Source organism: Streptomyces albiaxialis (genome assembly GCF_039530985.1).
Lineage (GTDB): Bacteria > Actinomycetota > Actinomycetes > Streptomycetales > Streptomycetaceae > Streptomyces > Streptomyces albiaxialis.
In genome coordinates, this window is the sequence record NZ_BAAAPE010000005.1 from 1 (window position 1) to 19,964 (window position 19,964).

14 protein-coding genes and 1 pseudogene are annotated in these 19,964 nt (G+C 71.0%); 9 read left to right on the forward strand and 6 right to left on the reverse strand.

Translation table 11 applies throughout. From position 1 onward, the window contains the following. Positions 1 to 1,024 precede the first annotated feature (1,024 nt). A complete protein-coding gene (locus tag ABD343_RS08105) occupies positions 1,025 to 1,453 on the forward strand; it encodes a hypothetical protein (protein ID WP_344525631.1) in 429 nt (142 codons plus the stop codon). A 174-nt stretch (positions 1,454 to 1,627) separates the two neighbouring features. Next, on the forward strand, positions 1,628 to 5,329 hold the full coding sequence (locus ABD343_RS08110) for an amino acid adenylation domain-containing protein (protein WP_344526375.1): 3,702 nt from the start codon (positions 1,628 to 1,630) through the stop codon (positions 5,327 to 5,329). Positions 5,330 to 5,336: 7 nt separating this feature from the next. Here the strand turns inward: ABD343_RS08110 and ABD343_RS08115 are convergent, their stop codons facing one another. After that, positions 5,337 to 6,380, reverse strand: a complete 1,044-nt coding sequence (locus ABD343_RS08115) for an NAD(P)-dependent alcohol dehydrogenase (protein WP_344525633.1) — start codon at positions 6,378 to 6,380, stop codon at positions 5,337 to 5,339. Positions 6,381 to 6,509: 129 nt separating this feature from the next. Here ABD343_RS08115 and ABD343_RS08120 point away from each other — a divergent pair, with 129 nt between their 5' ends. Continuing rightward, entirely contained in the window at positions 6,510 to 7,406 is an 897-nt protein-coding gene (locus ABD343_RS08120; protein ID WP_344525635.1) for a helix-turn-helix domain-containing protein, read from the forward strand. A 103-nt stretch (positions 7,407 to 7,509) separates the two neighbouring features. On the opposite strand, the gene ABD343_RS08125 is transcribed toward ABD343_RS08120, so the two are convergent. Continuing rightward, positions 7,510 to 8,676, reverse strand: a complete 1,167-nt coding sequence (locus ABD343_RS08125) for a beta-1,3-glucanase family protein (protein ID WP_344525637.1) — start codon at positions 8,674 to 8,676, stop codon at positions 7,510 to 7,512. Between the two features lie 244 nt (positions 8,677 to 8,920). On the opposite strand from ABD343_RS08125, the gene ABD343_RS08130 reads away from it, so the two are divergent. The 3 genes from ABD343_RS08130 to ABD343_RS08140 all read left to right on the forward strand — a co-directional run bounded on the left by ABD343_RS08130 (position 8,921) and on the right by ABD343_RS08140 (position 13,454). After that, positions 8,921 to 10,183 (forward strand): MFS transporter, encoded by a 1,263-nt coding sequence (locus ABD343_RS08130; RefSeq protein ID WP_344525639.1) that lies wholly within the window; start codon positions 8,921 to 8,923, stop codon positions 10,181 to 10,183. An 81-nt stretch (positions 10,184 to 10,264) separates the two neighbouring features. Continuing rightward, complete coding sequence (locus tag ABD343_RS08135) at positions 10,265 to 11,089, forward strand: aldo/keto reductase (protein WP_344526377.1); 825 nt, start codon at positions 10,265 to 10,267, stop codon at positions 11,087 to 11,089. Positions 11,090 to 11,402: 313 nt separating this feature from the next. Then, positions 11,403 to 13,454: an NACHT domain-containing protein gene (locus tag ABD343_RS08140; RefSeq protein ID WP_344525641.1), complete on the forward strand. Its 2,052-nt coding sequence runs from the start codon at positions 11,403 to 11,405 to the stop codon at positions 13,452 to 13,454. A 119-nt stretch (positions 13,455 to 13,573) separates the two neighbouring features. Here the strand turns inward: ABD343_RS08140 and ABD343_RS08145 are convergent. Beyond that, positions 13,574 to 13,852, reverse strand: a pseudogene (locus ABD343_RS08145) (transposase); the annotation flags it as partial. A 1,119-nt stretch (positions 13,853 to 14,971) separates the two neighbouring features. On the opposite strand from ABD343_RS08145, the gene ABD343_RS08150 reads away from it, so the two are divergent. Then, a complete protein-coding gene (locus ABD343_RS08150) occupies positions 14,972 to 15,901 on the forward strand; it encodes an NADP-dependent oxidoreductase (protein WP_344525643.1) in 930 nt (309 codons plus the stop codon). Between the two features lie 37 nt (positions 15,902 to 15,938). Here ABD343_RS08150 and ABD343_RS08155 read toward each other — a convergent pair whose 3' ends face one another. The 3 genes from ABD343_RS08155 to ABD343_RS08165 all read right to left on the reverse strand — a co-directional run bounded on the left by ABD343_RS08155 (position 15,939) and on the right by ABD343_RS08165 (position 17,953). Then, positions 15,939 to 16,400, reverse strand: coding sequence for a MarR family winged helix-turn-helix transcriptional regulator (locus ABD343_RS08155; protein WP_344525644.1), 462 nt, complete (start codon positions 16,398 to 16,400; stop codon positions 15,939 to 15,941). A 113-nt stretch (positions 16,401 to 16,513) separates the two neighbouring features. Next, positions 16,514 to 17,677, reverse strand: a complete 1,164-nt coding sequence (locus ABD343_RS08160; RefSeq protein WP_344525646.1) for a beta propeller repeat protein — start codon at positions 17,675 to 17,677, stop codon at positions 16,514 to 16,516. Positions 17,678 to 17,728: 51 nt separating this feature from the next. Next, positions 17,729 to 17,953, reverse strand: coding sequence for a hypothetical protein (locus ABD343_RS08165; protein WP_344525648.1), 225 nt, complete (start codon positions 17,951 to 17,953; stop codon positions 17,729 to 17,731). Between the two features lie 9 nt (positions 17,954 to 17,962). Between ABD343_RS08165 and ABD343_RS08170 the strand changes: the two genes are divergently transcribed. Together ABD343_RS08170 and ABD343_RS08175 are read left to right on the forward strand one after the other, a co-directional pair. After that, positions 17,963 to 19,381: an NsdA family TPR-like regulatory protein gene (locus tag ABD343_RS08170; protein WP_344525650.1), complete on the forward strand. Its 1,419-nt coding sequence runs from the start codon at positions 17,963 to 17,965 to the stop codon at positions 19,379 to 19,381. A 129-nt stretch (positions 19,382 to 19,510) separates the two neighbouring features. Then, on the forward strand, positions 19,511 to 19,804 hold the full coding sequence (locus ABD343_RS08175; protein WP_344525652.1) for an acyl carrier protein: 294 nt from the start codon (positions 19,511 to 19,513) through the stop codon (positions 19,802 to 19,804). Positions 19,805 to 19,964: the final 160 nt, after the last annotated feature.

Below are 19,964 nucleotides of genomic sequence, written 5' to 3' on the forward strand. Positions count from 1 at the left end.
GTCAGGGAAAAAGAGGGGCGGGCTGGGAGGGTGGGGTTCGGATTGGCTTTTGTGTGCTGGTTGTTGGGGGTTCGGGAGGAGGTGTTGCTGGGTGGGTGGACCGCTGTGCGGCCATGTACCGGTTCAGGGGGCAAGGTCGGCCCCTCCGGGGCCCGGGGCGTCCAGAATGCACCCACAGTTACTGCGACGCAACCCTCGACACCAGATGATGAGGCGTCAGAAACAGACTCTAGTTCACATTCGCAACCTTCGGAGACAGGTCTACACCATTCTAGCGGAAACGATCATCGAAAACTGACGGTGCATCAGAAAATACGGGCCCCGGCCACTCCCACCAACAACGATCCACAGCCCAGCGACAACGCTCCGCACTACGGCGACAGGCACCCCGCAGCCCCACTCGCGCAAACCGCAATACCCCAACCCGACGACACCTCCCACAACAACCCTTGCGGAAAGCGCACTTGCGGAAAGCGCACGCCTGACCCATGTGTTACGGACGGGCGCCCGCGTCCCACAGCGGTCAGGACCATTCCGGTCAAGACGCATAATAGGGAGCGGTTTTCAGCGGCCACATCGTCTTCATGGCCCGAGCGCCTCGAAGGTGCCGGGGACGAGGCGGTTGAGGTGGACGGAGTTTGCACTCCTCAGCGAAATCGGTGACGCGCGTGCGGGTACCGGTCCCCGAGTCGATGAGGAGCGGGACGCTGCTGCTGGTGGTGAGCATTCGTAGGTAGGCGGCAGCCTGCAGCAGTGGACGGGGGGCGGGGCGGGCCCGGAAGGTGATGTGGTGTGTCATCATCCCCGACAGCGTCAGCCTCTCAGGGGTGCGGCGAATTCGGTACCCCAAGCACCACACCCCGAGCAGGACACGCACGGCAGAACCGAGAGCGTCCGTACAGCAGTTGGCGTGTGTGGTGCTGCTAGATTGCCGTTTCCCTGATGCGTCAGGGAAACGGCAAGCCACGGAGGTGGGGACGTGCGAAGGACGGTCCGGGGCGCTGCGGAGGTGGGGGCGGCGGTCATGATCTCGCTCATACTGGCCGGATGCGGTGACGACAAGCGGCCGTCGGGTGGCGCGGAGGACGCGCGTTCCCCGAACGGAGACCCGGCCTACGACCAGGACCTGCCCGGCGTTTGGGCGAGCGACGGGAACGGGGAATTCTTCACGCTGGTCATCGTCGGCGACAGGACACTGATGCGCTGGAAGGACGGGCCCGACGGGCTGTGCAACGGCGACGTCATGCGCACCGAGAGCTCCACGGACCTGATGTTCCAGTGCTCCAACACCCCCCAGGAGCACGAAAAGGGAACCGTCGAGTACCTGGAGGACGGCAAGCTCCGCGTGAACTGGCAGGAAGCCGAAGGCTCACGGGGCGACAGCAACTTCGCCAGGATCGCCGACGCCCCCGCGAAACTTCCCAAGACACCCGAGGACCTGCCCGGCATCTGAACAGAGCCGTTGCGAGACAGGAATGGCTCTCCCCACGGCGCAACATGGTCGAACGCTGCCTCCACAGGTCACACCACGCACGAGGCAGCCCGGTCAAGGTCTTTCCCCGCTAAGCCAATGATCGTTCCCCAGCGTCGTGCAACCATCGGACGGCCTATGGGTTGGGAGCAGGAGATGCATTACGCCGAGCACGAGGCCGCCCGCCGAAGAGCGGGCGCCCCGGACCGCAGGGCCCCCCGCGCACCCGCTGCGGGCGGCGCCCCGGACGAGACCGTCTGGGGCCTGTTCGAGGCACGGGCGGCGGGACATGGGAGCCGGGTCGCCATCGTGGACGGGGCGGTCGACATCGACTACGCGCGATTGCGGGCCCGGGCGGAGGCGATCGCCGGGGAACTGGCGGCCCGGGGTGTGGCGCCCGGGGCTCTGGTCGGTGTGTGCCTCGGCCGGACTTGGGAGCTGGTCGCAACGCTGCTGGGAGTGCTGCGGGCAGGCTGCGCGTATGTGCCCATGGACCCCGCCTACCCGGCCGAACGGCTGCGTTACATGATCGAGCATTCCCGGGCGGCGTCCGTGGTCGTCGATGCCGGTACGGCGGCGCTGTGCTCTGCGGCCCCCGACCACGTGCGTCTCGATACGGTGCCGGACCGCCCGGCGGCGTCGCGGGCGGCCTGTTCGGCCGGTGATCTCGCGTACGTCATCTACACCTCGGGGTCGACCGGGAAGCCCAAGGGGGTGGCGATCGAACACCAGAGCGTGGTGGCGATGACCGCCTCGATGCGCCGGCTGCTGGGGGACGAGGACCTGGCGGGTGTCCTGGCCGCGGCCTCGGTCTGCTTCGACCCCTCGGTGATGGAGATTCTGGGGACGCTCGCCCTCGGCGGCACGGTCGTCCTGTCGCAGAACGTGCTCGCCCTGCGCGAGCTGCCCGCGGCGCACCGCGTGCGCACGGCCATCATGGTGCCGTCCGCGATGAACGCGCTGCTCGCGGCCGGACCGCTGCCCGGTGGGGTGCGGTGTGTGGTGCTGGGTGGTGAGGTCTTGTCCCGCTCTCTGGCGGAGCGGTTACACGCTGATCCTTGTGCGCCGCGGGTCGTGAACGTCTACGGCCCGACCGAGGCCACTGTGTTCGTCACCGCCGTCGAAGCGGGAAGCGGGCCGATCACCATCGGCAGCCCGGTCCCGGAGGCACGGGCGTACGTGCTGGACGAGTCCCTGAATCCGGTGCCGACCGGCATGGCGGGAGAGCTGGCTCTCGCAGGCGACCAGTTGGCCAGGGGGTACCTCCATGACGACGAGCGTACCCGGCAGAGCTTCCCGACCCTCGCGCCGGACGGCCCGGTTCCGGAGCAGCGGATCTACCGGACCGGCGACCTGTCCCGGTGGACGGAAGCAGGAGAGCTCGAATTCCTCGGCCGTGCCGACCGGCAGGTCAAGATCCGGGGCCACCGGATCGAACTCGATGAGGTCGAGGCCGCGCTGGCCTCGCTGCCCGGAGTGGACGAAGCCGCAGTCGTTGCCACCACGGGCGAAGGAAAGAGCCTCCTGTCGGCGTACGTGGTGAGTCGGCGGGAGTCGTCGGTGACCGCGTCGACCGTGCGCTCCCTGCTGGCCGACCGCCTGCCGAAGTACATGATCCCGCACCACGTCATCTTATCGGCCGAGCTGCCGAAACTGCCCAACGGCAAGGTCGACCGGCTTCGGCTCCCCGCCCCCGCGCGCCACGGCGACGAGGCGGCTCCCGAAGGGCAGGCGGGCCACAACGGCCCGACCGCCTCGATCGCCTCGGTCGCCTCGGTCGCGCCGGTCGCCTCGGTCGCGCCGGTCGCCTCGGCCACCTCGGCCGCCTCGCGTACCGGCCCCGGTGCGCTGCCCTCACCGCACGAGCAGCGGCGCTCGGTACTGCTCGCCATGGTGCTGGAGGAGGCGGCGCTGCTCCTCGGCACCCCCGGTCCCGACGCGGTCCCGCCGGACGAGCCGCTGGTCGCACTAGGGGTCGACTCGCTGGACATCGAGGAGCTCACCGTGCGCCTGTCGCGGGTGCTGGCCACTGACCTGCCTTCCTCCACCCTGGTGGAGCAGATGACTCCCATGGAGGCCGTCGAGGGGTTGATGGCGGTGCTGGACCGTGCTCCCGGCGGCGGCGAGGGGCGCGGGCGCCCGCGGGGCGTCGGGGCCGCGGATCGGCTTGAGGTGTTCCAGGACCAGGTCCGGTCCGGGCACCCGCCGGCCTTCGCCGCGAAGGCGCCGGCCTGGTCTGCGACCGACCGGGGCGCGCTCGTACAGCGCTTCCGGGGTCTCCTGGCGCGCTCGGGACTGGATCCGTACGGAAAGGTCGTCCGCACCGGAAGCGCTGCCCGGGGTGTCGTCGCCGACCCGGGTACGGGCGAGGAGCATCGGGCGCTCATCTGGACCACCAACCTCTACCTCGGGCTCAACCGCGACGCGGAGGTCATCGAGGAGGCACGGAGTGCGCTGGGCCGGTTCGGTACCGGGATGGGGATATCAGCGGCGGGCTCGGGGCAGACCGGCCTGCACACCGACTTCGAGCAGGAGTTCGCCGCCATGGTGGGCAAGCCGGCCGCCTGCCTGTTTCCCACCGGGTTCACCGCGAGCCTCGGAGCCGTCGCCGGAATCGTGGGTGATCAGGACGTCGTGGTCATGGACCAGCTCTGCCACGCCTCCCTGGTGGACGGGGCCCGCCTGAGCGGCGCGAGGGTGCGGACCTTCCGGCACAACGACGCGGCCGACCTGCGGGCAGTCCTCGCAGCGGAGTCTTCGCCCTACCGTACGACGCTGGTGGTGCTCGAGAGCGTGTACAGCATGGGCGAGGGGGCGGCGCCGCTGCGGGAGATCGTGTCGGCGGCGAGGGAATCGGGCGCGCTCGTCCTTGTGGACGAGGCCCATTCGTTCGGGCTGTACGGGGAGCGGGGCGCCGGGCTGTGCGCCGCGGAAGGTGTCACCGAGCACGTCGACTTCATCCTCACGACCCTGAGCAAGGCCCTCGGGAGCATCGGCGGTGTGGTCGCCGCCCGGGAGGAACACATCGCGTTGCTGAGGGCGTCGGCGAGGTCGTATGTCTTCCAGGCGAACATCTCACCCGCCGACGTGGCGGCGGCTCTAGCCGCCCTGCGCAGGGTCGCTGCGGGCGACGCGCTGCGGGCCAGGCTGTGGGACACCGCGCGCTACATGCGGAAGCGTTTCTCGGATGCCGGCTACGAACTCGGCACCGGGGACGGGCTCATCATCACCCCCTTCTTCTCCGACGGCGAGACGCTGGCTGCGCTGGCCCGGGGGCTCTTGCGGCGGGGCGTCCATGTCGCTGCCGTGACGTACCCGATCGTCGAGCGCGGGCGGGGCCGTCTGAGGTTCATCTGCTCGGCGTCCCATACCCGGGCGGATGTCGACGAGACGCTGCAGGCTCTGATCGACGCCGAGGCGGGAGCCGCGACAGTTCCCACGTCGCGCGCTGACATGGTCCGGCGAGCGGGAGGGGACGCGGAATCCACCCGTTTCGACGTGGCGAACTGGGCTGACGCGTTCACGGCCTATCTGGAATCCGTCTTGGCCGGGCTTCCCGCACCGGCGCCACATCTCACGGTCACGATCGTCCTCCCCGGGGACGAGGGGGATCTCGTAGTCCGGGTCCGGATCGACGAACACGGGGTCGCCCGAGACCCCGGCAGCACCAGCGCGACGCCTGTCTGTTCGCTTCGCCTGGTCGACGAGGAGGCGGCAGCCGCACTGTGCTCACGGAACGTGGAGAGCCTGCTGGAGAGTGTCCTCGCGGGCACCTGTGTGCTCACCGGCCATACACAGGCGTTCGTCTGGCTCATCGGACGGCTCAGTGACTGGCAGAACTCAACACGTGGTGTGTAAGGCCTGCTCAGATCGTGGCGGTGTCGATGACGAAGCGGTAGCGGACGTCGGAGTTCAGGACGCGCTCGTAGGCCTCGTTGATCTGGCTCGCCTCGATCAGTTCGATCTCGGCGCCGATGCCGTGCTCGGCGCAGAAGTCGAGCATCTCCTGGGTCTCGGCGATGCCGCCGATCATGGAGCCGGCCAGCACCTTGCTGCCGCCCAGGAGTGAGAAGAGGTTGAGGGCGATCGGCTCCTCGGGGGCACCCACGTTCACCAGGGCGCCGCCCGTCTTCAGCAGGCCGAGGTACGCCCCGAAGTCCAGCGGTGCGGAGACGGTGGAGAGGATCACGTCGAAGGTGCCGGCCAGCTCCTGGAAGGTGGCCGGGTCGCTCGTGGCGTAGTAGTGGTCGGCGCCGAGCTTCAGGCCGTCGTCCTTCTTGCGCAGCGTCTGCGAGAGAACGGTGACCTCCGCGCCGAGCGCGTGGGCGATCTTGACGCCCATGTGGCCGAGGCCGCCCAGGCCGACGATCGCGACCTTCTTGCCGGGGCCGGTGCCCCAGTGCTTGAGCGGGGAGTAGGTGGTGATGCCGGCGCAGAGCAGCGGCGCGGCCACGTCGAGGGAGAGGGCGTCGGGGATGCGGACGGCGAAGCCCTCGGTGACGACGACCTTCTGTGAGTAGCCGCCGTAGGTGGGTTCGCCGTCCTTGCCGATGCCGTTGTACGTCTGGACGTTGCCCTCGACGCAGTGCTGCTCCTGGCCTGCCTTGCAGGGTTCGCAGGCGCCGCAGGAGTCGACCATGCAGCCGACGCCCGCCCGGTCGCCGACCTTGAACCGGGTGACGGCGGAGCCGACCTCGGTGACGATTCCGGCGATCTCGTGGCCGGGCACCATCGGGAAGATCGCCTCGCCCCAGCCCTCGCGGGCCTGGTGGATGTCGGAGTGGCAGATTCCGGCGAACTGGATGTCGATGAGTACGTCGTGTTCGCCGACGGCGCGGCGTTCGATGACGGTGCGTTCCAGCGGGGCCTTGGAGCTGGGCGCGGCGTATGCGGCAACGGTGGTGGTCATGGGTTCCAGGCTGCTCCCGCCGCACCCTCATCACCAAAGAATCCGCAGGTCACCGCTTTGCGTACGCTCAGTGGTCCTACTACTGGCGGGGTCAGGCTCCCGGTCGTACGACCGGGCATACTGGACGGTATGGACGAGGACAGGACACCCGCGACGGACGGCCTGGACCGGCGGGCCGAGCTCAGCGAGTTCCTGCGCACCCGGCGGGCCCGGCTCAAGCCCGAGGACGTGGGGCTCGCCTCGCAGGGGCGGCACCGGCGGGTGCCGGGCCTGCGGCGCGAGGAGCTGGCGCAGCTCGCGGGGGTCTCGGTCGCGTACTACACGCGTCTGGAGCAGGGCAATGGGCGCAATGTGTCGGCAGAGGTCCTCGACGCGATCGCGGGCGCTCTGCGGCTCAGCGACACCGAGCACGCCCACCTCGTCCACCTGGCCCGGCCGACGCGGCAGCGGCGCAGGCCGCCGTCGCCGAAGCGGCGGGAGCGGGTGCGGCCCGCGCTGCGGCATCTGCTCGACGCGATGGAGGGTGTGCCCGCGTACGTGGTCGGGGCGCGCTCCGACATTCTCGCGTGGAACCGGATGGCGGCGGCTCTGTTCGGTGACTGGGGGCGGCTGCCGGTCGCCGAGCGGAACTGGGCGCGGCTCACGTTCCTCGAACCGGACTACCGGGAGCTGTTCCTCGACTGGGAGTCGAAGGCGGCCGACATGGTCAGCTATCTGCGGCTGTACGCGGGGCGGAATCCGGAGGATCCGGAACTGTCGGCGCTGGTGGGCGAGTTGTCGGTCAAGAGCCGGGAGTTCAGGGGACTGTGGGCCACGCATGATGTGAAGGAGAAGGGGCACGGCGTGAAGCGGATGCGGCATCCCGTGGTGGGCGAGCTGTCACTCGCGTACGAGACGCTGCATCTGCCGGATGATGACGGGCAGTCCGTGTCCGTGTATCACGCCGAGCCGGGGTCTTCTTCCGCTGAGGCGCTGCGGCTGCTGGCCAGTTGGGGTGTGGGTGACTTGTCGGGGGCGAAGGTCTAGTCCGGGGCGGGGCCGGTGGTGATCGCCGCGGCCGCCCGTCGGGGGCCCGGGGGTCCCGGGGGTCCCGGGGGTCTCCGGGGTCTCGGGGGTCGGGCGCCAGGCCTCAGTCCATCGGGTCCAGGGTCAAGGTGAGTTCGGTGGGGGCGTTGTCCTCGATGTAGGAGGCGTGGCCTGCCACGTCGTCGAAGGCGAAGCCGTAGGCCTTGCCGTCCTCGGTGATCTCGTGCATGGCCTTGACGTATTTGTGGACCGTGTTGCCCTGGTAGAAGCGGGCCGGGTCCATCACGGGCTGGCGGTCCTCGGCGGCGAGGGTCGTGCGGTTCAGGGCGGCGCCGATCACGGCCGCCACCGGGCCGCCGAGCTGGTCGTTGGGGGCGGCCAGCGCGCCGTCGCAGAAGAGGACGTCGCGGGTGGTCGGCTTCTCGATGGTGACCGTGCCGGGGCCCGTGAGGGTGAGCGCGGTGCCGTTCACGCGGCCCTTGAACTCGCCCTGGCCGGTGGTGACGGTGAGGTCCTTGCCGGTGTAGACGTTCCAGACCTCGTCGATGTACGCGTCGAGGTAGTTACCGGGGAACTTGCCCGCGTCCAGGCCGTGGCCCGGGGCGATGATGCGGCGGTCCTCGACGATCAGGCCGTTGAACGGGCCGTCCGCGAGGGCCTCGAACGCCTTGCGGCGGCCTCCCGGCTTGAGCCTGCCCGTGGTCTGCTGCTTCTGGCCCTTGAGGGAGATCGAGAGCGGGACGCTGAACATGTCCACCGCCGTGGTGTTGCAGAAGAACCCGGCCTCGGTGAACGTGAATTCGGCGCAGTCGTGCAGCACCGGGTAGTTCGGGTCACCCTCCACCCAGCCCGCGGGGTAGGCGAGTGAGGCCTTGCCGTTGCCGTCCTGGACCGCCTTGAACTTCAGCTTGCCGCCGAGCGACACGTAGATGCGGCCGCCCGCCATGTGCGGCAGCCGCAGGTTCCCCGCCTCCGACAGGGGAATCGCGTAGTCCGTGAAGCCCTCCGCGATGTTGTCGCCGAGTCCGACGGTCTTCGCCTCGCCCCCAGCGGTCACCCAGGTGCGCTGGCCCCCGACCTCGCCGAGGACGTAGAGGAAGACGGACTCGTTCCGGAACTCGCCCGAGTTGTTCACCACCTTCAGCGGCATCGTGGCCGCGGCGGCGCCCGAGGGGGCGAAGCCGTCCATCGAGCGGCTGCCGACCACCCCCGCCCCTGTCACCGCCGCCGCTGCCGTGGCTCCGCCGAGGAGTTTCCTTCGCGAGATCACTTGTCCGTGCCCTCCTTACTGTCCGCGCTGTCCGCGCTGTCCGCGCCATGTCAGGAGCCACTACGTGTGCGGCTCGGCGACGGTTCACCGCGGGGCATCGCGCCGGTGTCAGCCGCGCCACAATACCCGCGCTTGCAATTATCCCTCGTGTGCAACTATTGTCGGCGCACGTAAGGCGCTCACGCTTTGCTTACGTGCCGCTTGCGCACCCTTCCCCTCCCCCGTCTCTCAGAGGACCCTCGTCATGCCGCTCGCACTGCTGGCCCTGGCCATAGGGGCTTTCGGAATCGGCACCACGGAATTCGTGATCATGGGGCTGCTGCCCCAGGTCGGCGCGGACCTCGGTGTGTCCGTTCCGACGGCCGGGTTCCTGGTCACCGGCTACGCCCTCGGCGTCGTGGTCGGCGCGCCGATCATGACCGTTGTCTCCACCAAGGTCTCCCGCAAGAACATGCTCATGCTGCTCATGGGGCTGTTCATCCTCGGCAATCTCATCTCCGCCGTCGCCCCGGTCTTCGCCGTCATGCTCCTCGGCCGCGTGGTGGCCTCGCTGGCCCACGGCGTCTTCTTCGGCATCGGCTCCCTCGTCGCCGCCGAGCTGGTGGCGCCGGAGAAGAAGGCCGGCGCGATCTCGATGATGTTCACCGGTCTGACCGTGGCGAACGTCGTCGGCGTGCCCCTGGGTACGTTCGTCGGCCAGAGCGCGGGCTGGCGGGCGACCTTCCTGATCGTCGCCGCGCTCGGCGTGCTCGGCCTGGCGGGCGTCGCCAAGCTCGTCCCCGATGTGCCGAAGCCGGAGGGCGTACGGCTGCGGCACGAGGCCGCCGCCTTCAGGAGGCCTCAGGTTCTCCTGGCCATGGCGATGACCGTTCTCGGCTTCGGGGGCGTCTTCGCGGCGATCACCTACATCGCGCCGATGATGACCGAGGTCGGCGGCTTCGCCGAGTCGTCCGTCACCTGGATCATGGTCGTCTTCGGGCTGGGCATGGTCACGGGCAACCTCGTCGGCGGCCGCTTCGCGGACCGCAGGCTCATGCCCCTGCTCTACACAGCGCTGACCGGTCTGGCGCTGGTCCTGCTGCTCTTCACCTTCGTGGCCTCCGTCAAGGCGGCGGCCGTCGTGGCCTTCTTCCTCATCGGCGCCCTCGGCTTCGCCACCGTCCCGCCGCTGCAGAAGCGCGTTCTGGACCACGCCCACGGGGCCCCGACGCTGGCCTCGGCCGCCAACATCGGCGCCTTCAACCTCGGTAACGCCCTCTCCGCCTGGCTCGGCGGCCTGGTCATCTCCGCCCAGCTCGGGTACACGGCGCCCAACGCCGTCGGAGCCGTACTGGCCGCCGCCGCGCTGGTGCTCGCCTTCGTCTCGCACCGGCTCGAACTGCGGCCCGCCCGTCCCGGCACCACGGGCACGGCGAGCGTCCCCGTCACCGCTTCCGCCTCCACTCCCTCCCCCTCCGCCCCCTCCGCCCCCTCCTCCCCCGCTCCGCAGGAAGCCGTCCGCTCCTGACGTATCGGGCGATCACCCCGGCAGAACCGCACGAAAGGCCCCCACATGACCCCCATGCCTCCCATGGCCCCCATGGCCCCCATGGCTCCCGTACCGAACGTCGCCCTCGCCAACGGTGTGAGCATGCCGCAGCTCGGCTTCGGCGTCTTCCAGGTCCCGGACGAGGAGACCGCCGCCGCCGTCTCCAGCGCCCTGGAGGCCGGGTACCGCAGCATCGACACCGCCGCCGTCTACGGCAACGAGCGCGGCGTCGGGCGCGCGCTGGCCGGCTCCGGGATCGCCCGCGAGGAGTTGTTCGTCACCACGAAGCTGTGGAACGCGGACCAGGGCCGCGATACGACGCTCGCGGCCTTCGACGCCTCGCTCGACAAACTCGGCCTCGACCACGTCGACCTCTACCTCATCCACTGGCCCACCCCGGCCCACGACCTGTACGTGGAGACCTTCAAGGCGCTGGAGGAGATCCTCGCGGACGGGCGGGCACGCGCCATCGGCGTCTCCAACTTCCAGGTCCCGCACCTCCGGCGTCTCATGGACGAGACCGGCACCACCCCCGCGGTCAACCAGGTCGAGCTGCACCCGGCCCTCCAGCAGCGGGAGTTGCGGGCCTTCCACGCCGAGCACGGCATCGCCACCGAGGCGTGGAGCCCCCTCGCGCAGGGCGCGGTGCTCAAGGACGAGGCGCTCGTCCGGGTCGCCGGGGCCCACGGGGTGAGCCCCGCGCAGGCCGTACTGCGCTGGCATCTCCAGCTCGGGAACATCGTGATCCCCAAGTCCGTCACCCCCGAGCGCATCCGGCAGAACCTCGACGTCTTCGGCTTCGAGCTGAGCGACGCCGACATGGCCGCGCTCGGCGGACTGGACCGGGGACTGCGCACCGGCCCGGATCCCGACACCCTCAACTGAGGCGCTCCACGAGCCTTGAGCCGCGAGCCCCTCGCGCCGGCCCCCCGGCCTACGGCGTGAAGAGCTCGCTCGCTCAGCTCTCCGGAGTGGGCGCGGGCCCGTTGAGCACGGTACGGTCATCCCCCCCGCCTCCTGTCCCGCGTCGATTCGGGCAGCAGCGGGACGGACGAACTCCCGCCCCGCATCCGACAGTTCATGACGACGTATCACCCGTGCCGCGGTGTTCGGGCTCCATGTCTAGGCGCCGCGGAGCAGGGAAGGATGACGAGTCATGAGACGTGGGGGGCCTGGCCGGGTGCCGGGGCGTGCGGGTGTGTATCCGCTGTTGTTCGCGCTGGGGGCGGCCGGCGCGTTGGCTGTGGCCTGGTCCTTCGACCTGAGCGTGGCCGAAACCGCGGTGACGGTGCTGCTGGGCCTGGCGCCGGGCTTCTTGGCCTGGGAGGCATTCCGGGTCTCGGTGCCTCCCGTGGATCTGGATGTGGTGGCGAAGAAGCTGGCTGTGGCGGTCAAGTCCCAGTGGGAGGACGAGGCGAAGGTCCGCGGGGTCAACGATCCCTATCCACTGCCGGTCGCCTGGCGGCCCGCGGACGATGACTTAGCCGAGTCCTGGCCGCTGTTGACGGACTTGGCGCGCGCCTGGCCCGGCGGGCCGCCCGGCGATCCCGGCAGGTGGCCTCAGGGTTCGGTCGGACTGGCCGGCCAGGATGGTCGGATCGGAGAGGTGTTCACTGACCGCGTGCCTACCCGGCGCCTGGTGATTCTGGGTGAGCCCGGCGCGGGCAAGAGCGTGCTGCTGATCCGGCTCCTGCAGGACCTCATCGAACGCCGCACCGACGGTGACCCGGTGCCTGTGCTGTTCTCACTGGCGTCCTGGAACCCCAGCAGGCCGTTGAAAGCATGGCTGGCTGACCAACTGCGCCGTATCTACCCCGGACTGCGCGTCCCGGCACCGCCCCCGATCGCCACCACGGCCACGAACAGTCCCGGTGATCTGGCCCAGGCGATGTTGGACGCAGGCCGCATCCTGCCCTTGCTCGACGGGTTCGATGAACTGCCGCCCGCCTTGCACCTGGAGGCGCTCGACGCCCTCAACCGCGCGCTGCCGGCCAGACAGCCCCTGGTCCTGGCCAGCCGCACCGCGCCCTACCGGGCGGCTCTGACCCGGCCTGAGGCCACGGTGCGCCTCAACGGGGCTGCCGCCATCCAACTGCTCCCCCTGGCTCCTGATGCCGCGGCCGCCTACCTGCGCCGGGACGCCGGCGGGCCGCACACCCCCGCCGCACGCCGCTGGGATTCCGTGATTGCCCGCCTGGGCACGGACACCCCGGTCGGCCAGGCGCTGGCCACACCGCTGGGGCTGTTCCTGGCCCGCAGTATCTACACTCCTCGGCCCCAGGCCGTGCCCGAATCTGCCGCAGCCCCGCATCCGGACCATCTGTGTGACACCTCGGCCTTCCCCGACCGCACCGCCGTGGACACCCACCTGTTCGACGCCTACGTCCCCGCCGCCTACGCCCCCGACCACCCCCGCCCGCTGCGCTGGAAGGCCGAACGAACCCATCGCGCCCTGGTCTTCCTCGCGCGCTTCCTGCAGACCCACCGGGACGGCAGCCCTGACCTGGTCTGGTGGGAACTCCACCGCGCCCTCCCCGCGTACACCTACAACGTCGGCGCCGGTCTCGCACTCGGGCTCGCGTGCGTGCTGACCGGCGGGTTCACGGCCGTGAGTGGGCTCATGGGCACGCTCGGGCTCGCAGCCGGGCTCATACTGGCTGGGCCAGGACGCCCGCCGAGTACACGACTGCGCTGGTCACCCCGCAAGTTCGCGGCCGGGTTCACGTTCGGGCTCGCGGGCGTCGCGGGCGGGCTCGTGCGCGTGCTCGAACGCGGGGACGGGCTCAACCCCGCGGTCCTGGTCACGCTCGGACTCGCGGTCGGGCTCATGAGCGGGCTCGCGTTCGGCCTCAAGACAGAACAGCCCGATCTGGCCACCACCACCGCACCGGACACGCTGCTCTCCTCAGATCGCCGTACCTTCACGCTCGGACTCGCGGTCGTGCTCGCAGCCCTGCTCGCAGTCGCACTCGCCATCGAGCTGACGCCCGGGCTCCGGTTGTCCCCGGGCCCGTTCGGGATCGAGCACGGGGCCGCACTCGCAGGCGGGCTCGGGATCGGACTCAGCTACACAGCCTGGGGGCACTTCGTGATGGCCAGGGCATACCTGGCCGCACGCGGCAAAGTCCCATGGGCTCTGATGGCTTTTCTCCACGACGCGCACGAGCGCGGCGTGCTTCGACAGGTCGGGGCGGTATACCAGTTCCGGCACATCGACCTGCAACGCCACCTCGCCCGGCAACGACCATGAACGGACTACCCGAACCCCATGCGCCCTGCGCGGACAACCACCAGCGTGGTGACGAGTCCGCCGGCCAGGAAGAGGTCGTGCCCTCCCACAGCAGGGCGCGGCAGCCCCAGACGTGCAGAGTGGAGTTTCGCCCACACCCTTGCCTCGGTCCACTCGGTGAACCGGCGGAACGCGGTCACCCCGAGGGGCCCAAGCCCGGAGGCAGTTGGTTCCACGTGCAGCCCGTGGTGGCCACGAAGATGATCGCGGCCAGCACCTCCCGGCCGCGCCGCCGCCGACCGCCGACCGCCGACCGCCGACCGCCGCCCTGCGGACGCTCCGGCGCCGGCGGCACCATCCGCTCGAACAACTCCCACAGCTCATCCGACGCCATCCCGCTCAACAAGCGAAGAAGTCACCGTCCCAGACTCCCGCAAGATCACACCAGACGAAATGGCCTCTTAGCGGAGATATGAGGGGAGGTTGTCTCCTACAGACTGTGGAAGCTGCGCAGTCGTTCCGCCTCTTCTTCCATGCCGAGGCGCGGGACCCGCCCAGCCGCCCGGGGAGGGCGTCCGCGAGCGGCTGGCACTGCCGCTTCGAGGCCACCTGCCTCCCGCCTCCGTCGACCGTGCGGAAGACCTGGGGGTACCGCTGCCGTAGGGACGCGGGAAGGGCGCTCCTGGAGAGCAACAGCTTCTTCAACTGCCCCTGTGACGGCGACTCGGTCTGCCACCTGCTCTTCTCCCGGGGCGAGGACGCAGGATCGCCCTGCGAGGAGCAGGCTCCCAGCGTGCCCGCGAGTGCTACCGCCGCCAGGGCCACCGTGCCGCGCAACCGAGCTGCCACTGCCCCTCCTTGAGCCGGAACTGCCCACGCAGGGTAGATCAACACCGCTACGGTCGGTCCGCGCCGGGGCGGGCGGGCCGTGGTGACCCGCGCGAACCGGCCGGGCTGCCACCGCCCCTCACAGCACCCAGGTCACGGGCCGACGGACACCGGAGGCCGCCCGGGCAGGCAAGGGCTGGACCTGCCCGGTCCGGCCAACGTCTCCCGCCCCGGCCGCGCTGCTGCGCGCGCTCGGCGTGCCTCCACAGAGGGCTGGCGGTGCTCGGCCCCGGCCACGACGGCCGCGTCGATCGGCCATGCTCGTGGCCGGGGCGGAGCCGTCTTGGGCTCCGCCCCGGCAACGGGAGTTTCCAGGCCGTCCACCGGGCCTAGGTCACCGGCCTGCGGGCATCGCGCAGGGTCACGGCGTCGACGTCTGATGCTGTGCGCTGCTGTCACCGGTGGCAAGGTCTCCCTATCCGGGCCGCGGGACAGGTGCAACGCCTACGCGCGAAGTGGCATCCAACCATCCATAAGACACACACCCGCTCCACGGAAGCGCAGGTCAAATCGCCTTTCTCCACGCGGGGAGCGCCCAGCCCGCGCGGACGCGTGGGTGAGCCTAGAGTGGATCGTGCTTGCCGGCGTGGGCGTACGGCCGCTCGCGTACCGGCGTGCGGGTTCCGTCGGCCGCAGCGGAGGGTTGCCGCATGAAAGCGATCACGCTCAGTGAGTACGGCGGTCCGGAGGCGCTCCGGCTGACCGATCTTCCGGAGCCGAAGGTGGCTCCGGGCGAGGTCCTGATCCGGGTGAAGGCCGCCGGAGTCAACCCCGTCGACTGGAAGCTCGCCGGGGGCGGGCTCGACGCCCTCATGGAGACGCACTTCCCCCTGATCCCGGGCTGGGACGTGGCGGGGGTGGTCGAGCGCGTGGGGCTGGACGTCGAGGAGTACGTGCCGGGCGACGAGGTGTTCGGCTACATCCGCAAGGACAGCGTCCAGTGCGGGGCCTACGCCGAACTGGTCTCCGCGCATGTGCGCATGCTGGCCCGCAAGCCCACCGCGCTCTCCTGGGAGCAGGCGGCGGGCGTGCCGCTGGCCGGGCTGACGGCGTACCAGGCGATCGAGCGGGTCGGCGTCCGCGCCGGGGAGACCGTCCTGGTGCACGCGGCGGCGGGCGGCGTCGGGTCGCTCGGGGTGCAGATCGCGGTGGCGCGCGGCGCCCGCGTGATCGGCACGGCGAGCGCGCGCAACCACGGTTTCGTACGGGAGCTGGGCGCGGAGCCCGTGGAGTACGGGGACGGGCTCGCCGCGCGGGTGGCGGAGTTGGCCCCGGACGGCGTGGACGCGGTGCTGGACTTCGTGGGCGCGAACGTGGTGGAGGTGTCCCTGGGCCTCCTCGCGCGGCCGGAGCGGCTGGCGTCGATCGCCGATCCGGAGGCGGCGGCCAGGGGCGGCCACTATGTGTGGGTCCGCCCCGACTCGGCGGGGCTCACGGCGCTCGCCTCCCTCGCCGACAGCGGAGGCCTGGCCGTGCATGTGGAGCGGGTGCTGCCGCTGGAAGAGGCCGCCGAGGCCTGGCGGCTGAACCGCCTCGGGCACACGCGCGGCAAACTCGTCCTCGCGGTGGACGGGCGCTGAGGCGGGACCGTACGACTCAGGCCGGTCGGGCCTCCCGTCAGGCCGGGACCGCTGTGCCGGATTCCACGACCCGCACCAGGGGGGCCAGTTCGGGGCGCGCGCCTGCCTCTTCGAGCGCCTCGCGCAGGGCCTTGTCGTTGGTCGGCCGGGCCTCTTCCAGGAGCGTCCGGCCTGCCTCGGTGACGTTGGTGTAGATGCCGCGGCGGTCGGTGGGGCACAGGTAGCGCTCCAGGAGGCCGCGGTCCTCCAGGCGGGTCACCAGGCGGGTGGTGGCGCTCTGGCTGAGGACGACGGAGTCGGCGACCTGCCGCATCTGCAGGTGGCCGCCCTCGCCGTCGTGCTGGCGGCTCAGGACGTCCAGCAGCGAGTACTCCCGCACGCTCAGGCCGTGGCCGGACTGGAGGGCACGCTCGATGTGGGACTCGATCTTTCCGTGGAGCAGCGAGAGCGCGCACCAGCCCTGGGCGAGGGCGGTGAGCGCGGGGTCTTCGGCGGTCATGGGGTCTCGAACCTCCGTCGGAGTGGGGCTGCGTCCCAGGATAGGCCATATCTGAAATTGTCGGCGTGCGCAATTATCGCTCGCCTGCAATCACTGTCCGGGTCTGCCGCGGCTCATCGCGGAGCGTGGCGCTTCCATGTGCGGCCGGCGTCGCGGGAGGTCCACAGGCCCTCGCCCTCCGCGAGGGCGTAGGTCGCGGTCGTCGTGTCCGCGATGCCGTAGAGCGTGGTGCCACGGGCCGTGAGGGTGGTGAAGGAGTCGGGCGGCGAGGGTGTCTTCAGCGGGTGGAAGCGGCGGTTGGTCCCGTCGTCGGCGAGCCAGGCGCGGCCGCCCTCCTCCCCCACCAGCAGCCGCCCGTCCGAGAGCGCCTCCAGCACGAAGGACTGGGGCCCGCGCGTGAGCCGCTTCCAGGGCACGCCGCCGCCGGTGACCGTGCGCCAGTGGGCGCCGTCGTCGTCCGTGACCAGCAGTCCGCGTACGCCGCCGCCCCGGACCAGGGAGACGGCCACGGTGCCGCCCCGCGCGGTGACCGCGCCGCCGGTGTACGGGCTCGGGAGCGGGGCCGAGCCGCGCGTACGGCCCGCGTTCTGCCGTACGACGCGGTCCTGGCCGTCCGAGAGGGGCTGGTCCAGGCTCCAGGCCGTCCCCTTCTCGTCGACGGCCAGCCGGTGCGCGTCGCGGGGGACGCGGGCGACGGGGGCGACCGTGCGGGTAGAGGGGCGGTAGAGGAGGGTCGGCTCGGACTCGGAGAGCAGGACGTCGCCGGGGCGGGTGCCCAGCGCGGCGGCGGAGGTGGTGACCTTGTGACGCTTGCCGCGGGTGTCCAGGAGCCAGCCCCCCGCCGAGTCGCCCTCGCCGGGCGGTACGCGGACGAAGCCGTCGCGTACGCCTGCGAAGCGGGGCCCCGTGCTCTCCGCGTCCCGGTGCCGGGCGCCGTCGGCGACCGTACGGCCGCTCGGGGAGAAGAGGCGCCAGGCGGAGGCGGCCGGGCCCTCGTCGTCCTCGACGGGGTTCGCCTCGTAGGTCAGCAGCAGCGAGCCGTCGCCCGCGCGGGCCACGGCGGCGGGGGCTCCGGCCGCCTCGATGACGTCGGCGGGACTGGGGTGCGGGTCCTTCAGGACGCGCTCGTACAGTTTCTCGCGGTCCTCCGAGCCGCCCTTCCCTCCGCCGCCGTTCCCGTCGCCGGTTCCGCAGGCCGTGAGCGCCAGTGCCGCCGCGATCGTCGCGGTCGCGGCGGCCATGGCCGCCGGGCCTCGTATTCCCCTCCTCCACACCATGCGCCGATCCTCACACAGGCCCGCCGCGTCCCGCCTCCCCCTCCAGGCACTTCAGCAGTCCCGCGGCCAGCTCCCGGCGGGGTGGCTGCCCGCGAAAGCGAAGGCGAAGGCGAAGGCGCGGACGCGGACGCGGGCGTTGGGCTCGGTGGTCTCCTCGGCATCGGTACGGCGGTAGACGTTGGCGTGGGCCGTGGCGTACGCGTCGGGCGTCGGCGAGCGCGTCGCAGGGTGCGGAGTCGCGGCCCGTACGGGCGGCAGCGCGGGCGGCGGCAGCACGGTGCCGAGGTGCCAGGCCCCTGCATTCTCCTGCCCGCACGTGGACAGCATGAATGTATCTGTCAAGGCGATGGTGCGAACCACAAGCTCCGTGCCCTGCTCCGGGAGCTGCAGTGGACGCAAGAAGCATTGGCGCAGGCGGTCAACGCCGCCGGCGCCGAGGGCGGGCTGCGCCTGCGCTATGACCGCAGCTCGGTCTCACACTGGCTCTCGGGCACCCGGCCCCGCTATCCGGTGCCCCTGCTGATCGTCGAGGTGCTCTCGCACCACCTCGGCAGAACGTGCAGCCTTGACGACGCCGGCTTCGACGAGCGAGGAAGAGCGCACAGCCCGTGCCAGGTCACCGGGCAGCCGCCCCTTCACGCCCTGGCGGAGCTCGCCGGCAGGGACGCCGACCCCGCGCGGCGCGAAGGCGTGCGCCGTTTGCCGTACACCGTGCCCGACCCGGCCAGCCTCAGCCTCCCCCGCCTCTCCGGTCCCGCAGGAACCGCGGGGACCGCAGGAACCGGGGGAGCCGCGGGAGCCGCCGTCGGACTCCCCCGTACCAGTCACGACGCATCGGTCCGGTTCTTCACCGGTGAGCTGGGGCGCTACGGAGGCGGGCACACACGCAACACCCTCGCGCTCTACCTCTGCGACGCGGTGCTGCCCACACTGGGACGACGTGGCCCTGGCCCCGCTCCCCCGCGCCCCCAAGCGCTGCTCCGAGCGGCCCGGTTGGCGTTCGTGCTCGCGCGGATGCACGCCGACGAACTCGACCACGGCGTGTCCCAACGCTATCTCCATCTCGCCGCCCGGCTGGCCGACGAGGCGGACGACCCGGTCACCTGGAGCATCGTCATCCGGGCACACAGCGCCCAGTTGCTGGCCCTGGGGCACCGCCGTCACGCCCTCTCCCACGCCGAAGCGGCCACCGCCGCGCTGCCGCGCGGCGCTTCGCCCCCGGCCCGCGCCTACGTCCATGCGCAGCTCGCGGTCGGTTACGCGGCGCTGCGCGACAAACGGAACGCGCTGGCGGCTCTTCGCATCGCGGAAACGGCCACCGAGGCCGCCGAGAAGATCACCCTGACCGCAGGGCCGGGTTCTTCTCAGACCGTTCCGGATCCCTTTGACGCCTACACATCGGCGGCCCTCGCCTTCCAGACGGCCGAGACCCTCCAGCGGCTCGACGACACCCGCTCCGCTCTCGCAGCTCTGGCACGATCTGCCGCTGCGCGGAGCGCTGATGACCGCCGCGGTCTGGCACTCACCCACGCCCGGCGCGCCACACTCCTGCTGCGAGCAGGTCAGCGGGAAGAGGCCCTTGCCCGTTGGCCCGGTCTCGTCGCGCTCAGCGCACCGTTGAGGTCCGCAGCGGTACGGCGAGTCGTCCATGCGCTGGGCGACAAGCTGCGCCCGGGCGCCAGGAGCGCGGCGACGGACTTCTGAGGTTCCGCATCACACCGGGGCGCACGGCAAAGGGCGTTGAACGTGTTGAAAACCTGTTTCCACACGATCCCAGAGGAGAGCTCTCCTTTGGACACCCGTGTACGCGCACTATCTTGACGAGGCGGCGCCATGACGGACGACCCTCCGGTCTCCCGACAGCACATCCAGGACAGGATCCGAGCGCACATCGCCGCAGAACTGTGGCTCTCACCGGAGCGGGTACACCGTTCCGACCGCATGATCGACCTGCCGGGCGGCTCGCCCTCGCGGCTCATCCGTACGATCATCAAGCTGGAGGAGGAGTTCGGCGTCTGGTTGCCGAAGTCCAATCCCCACTGGTTGACGACACTCGAAGCCGGGGCCGAGCGGATCGCGACGGCGCTGGAGTCCGCGCGCCAGGGCTCCGGCTCACCCCACGGGTGAGCGGCCCCGATTACCCGTTGCCGACTCATTCCCTGATCGGCTGGGGCTGGCTACGCGTGCCGAACAGGCCGGGCATGCCCCGTCGCCGTCCCGGCCCTCGAATGGGCCAGTCTCTTGCCCCAGGGAGCCGCGACTGGTGGCTGAGCCGGTACGGCCCCGG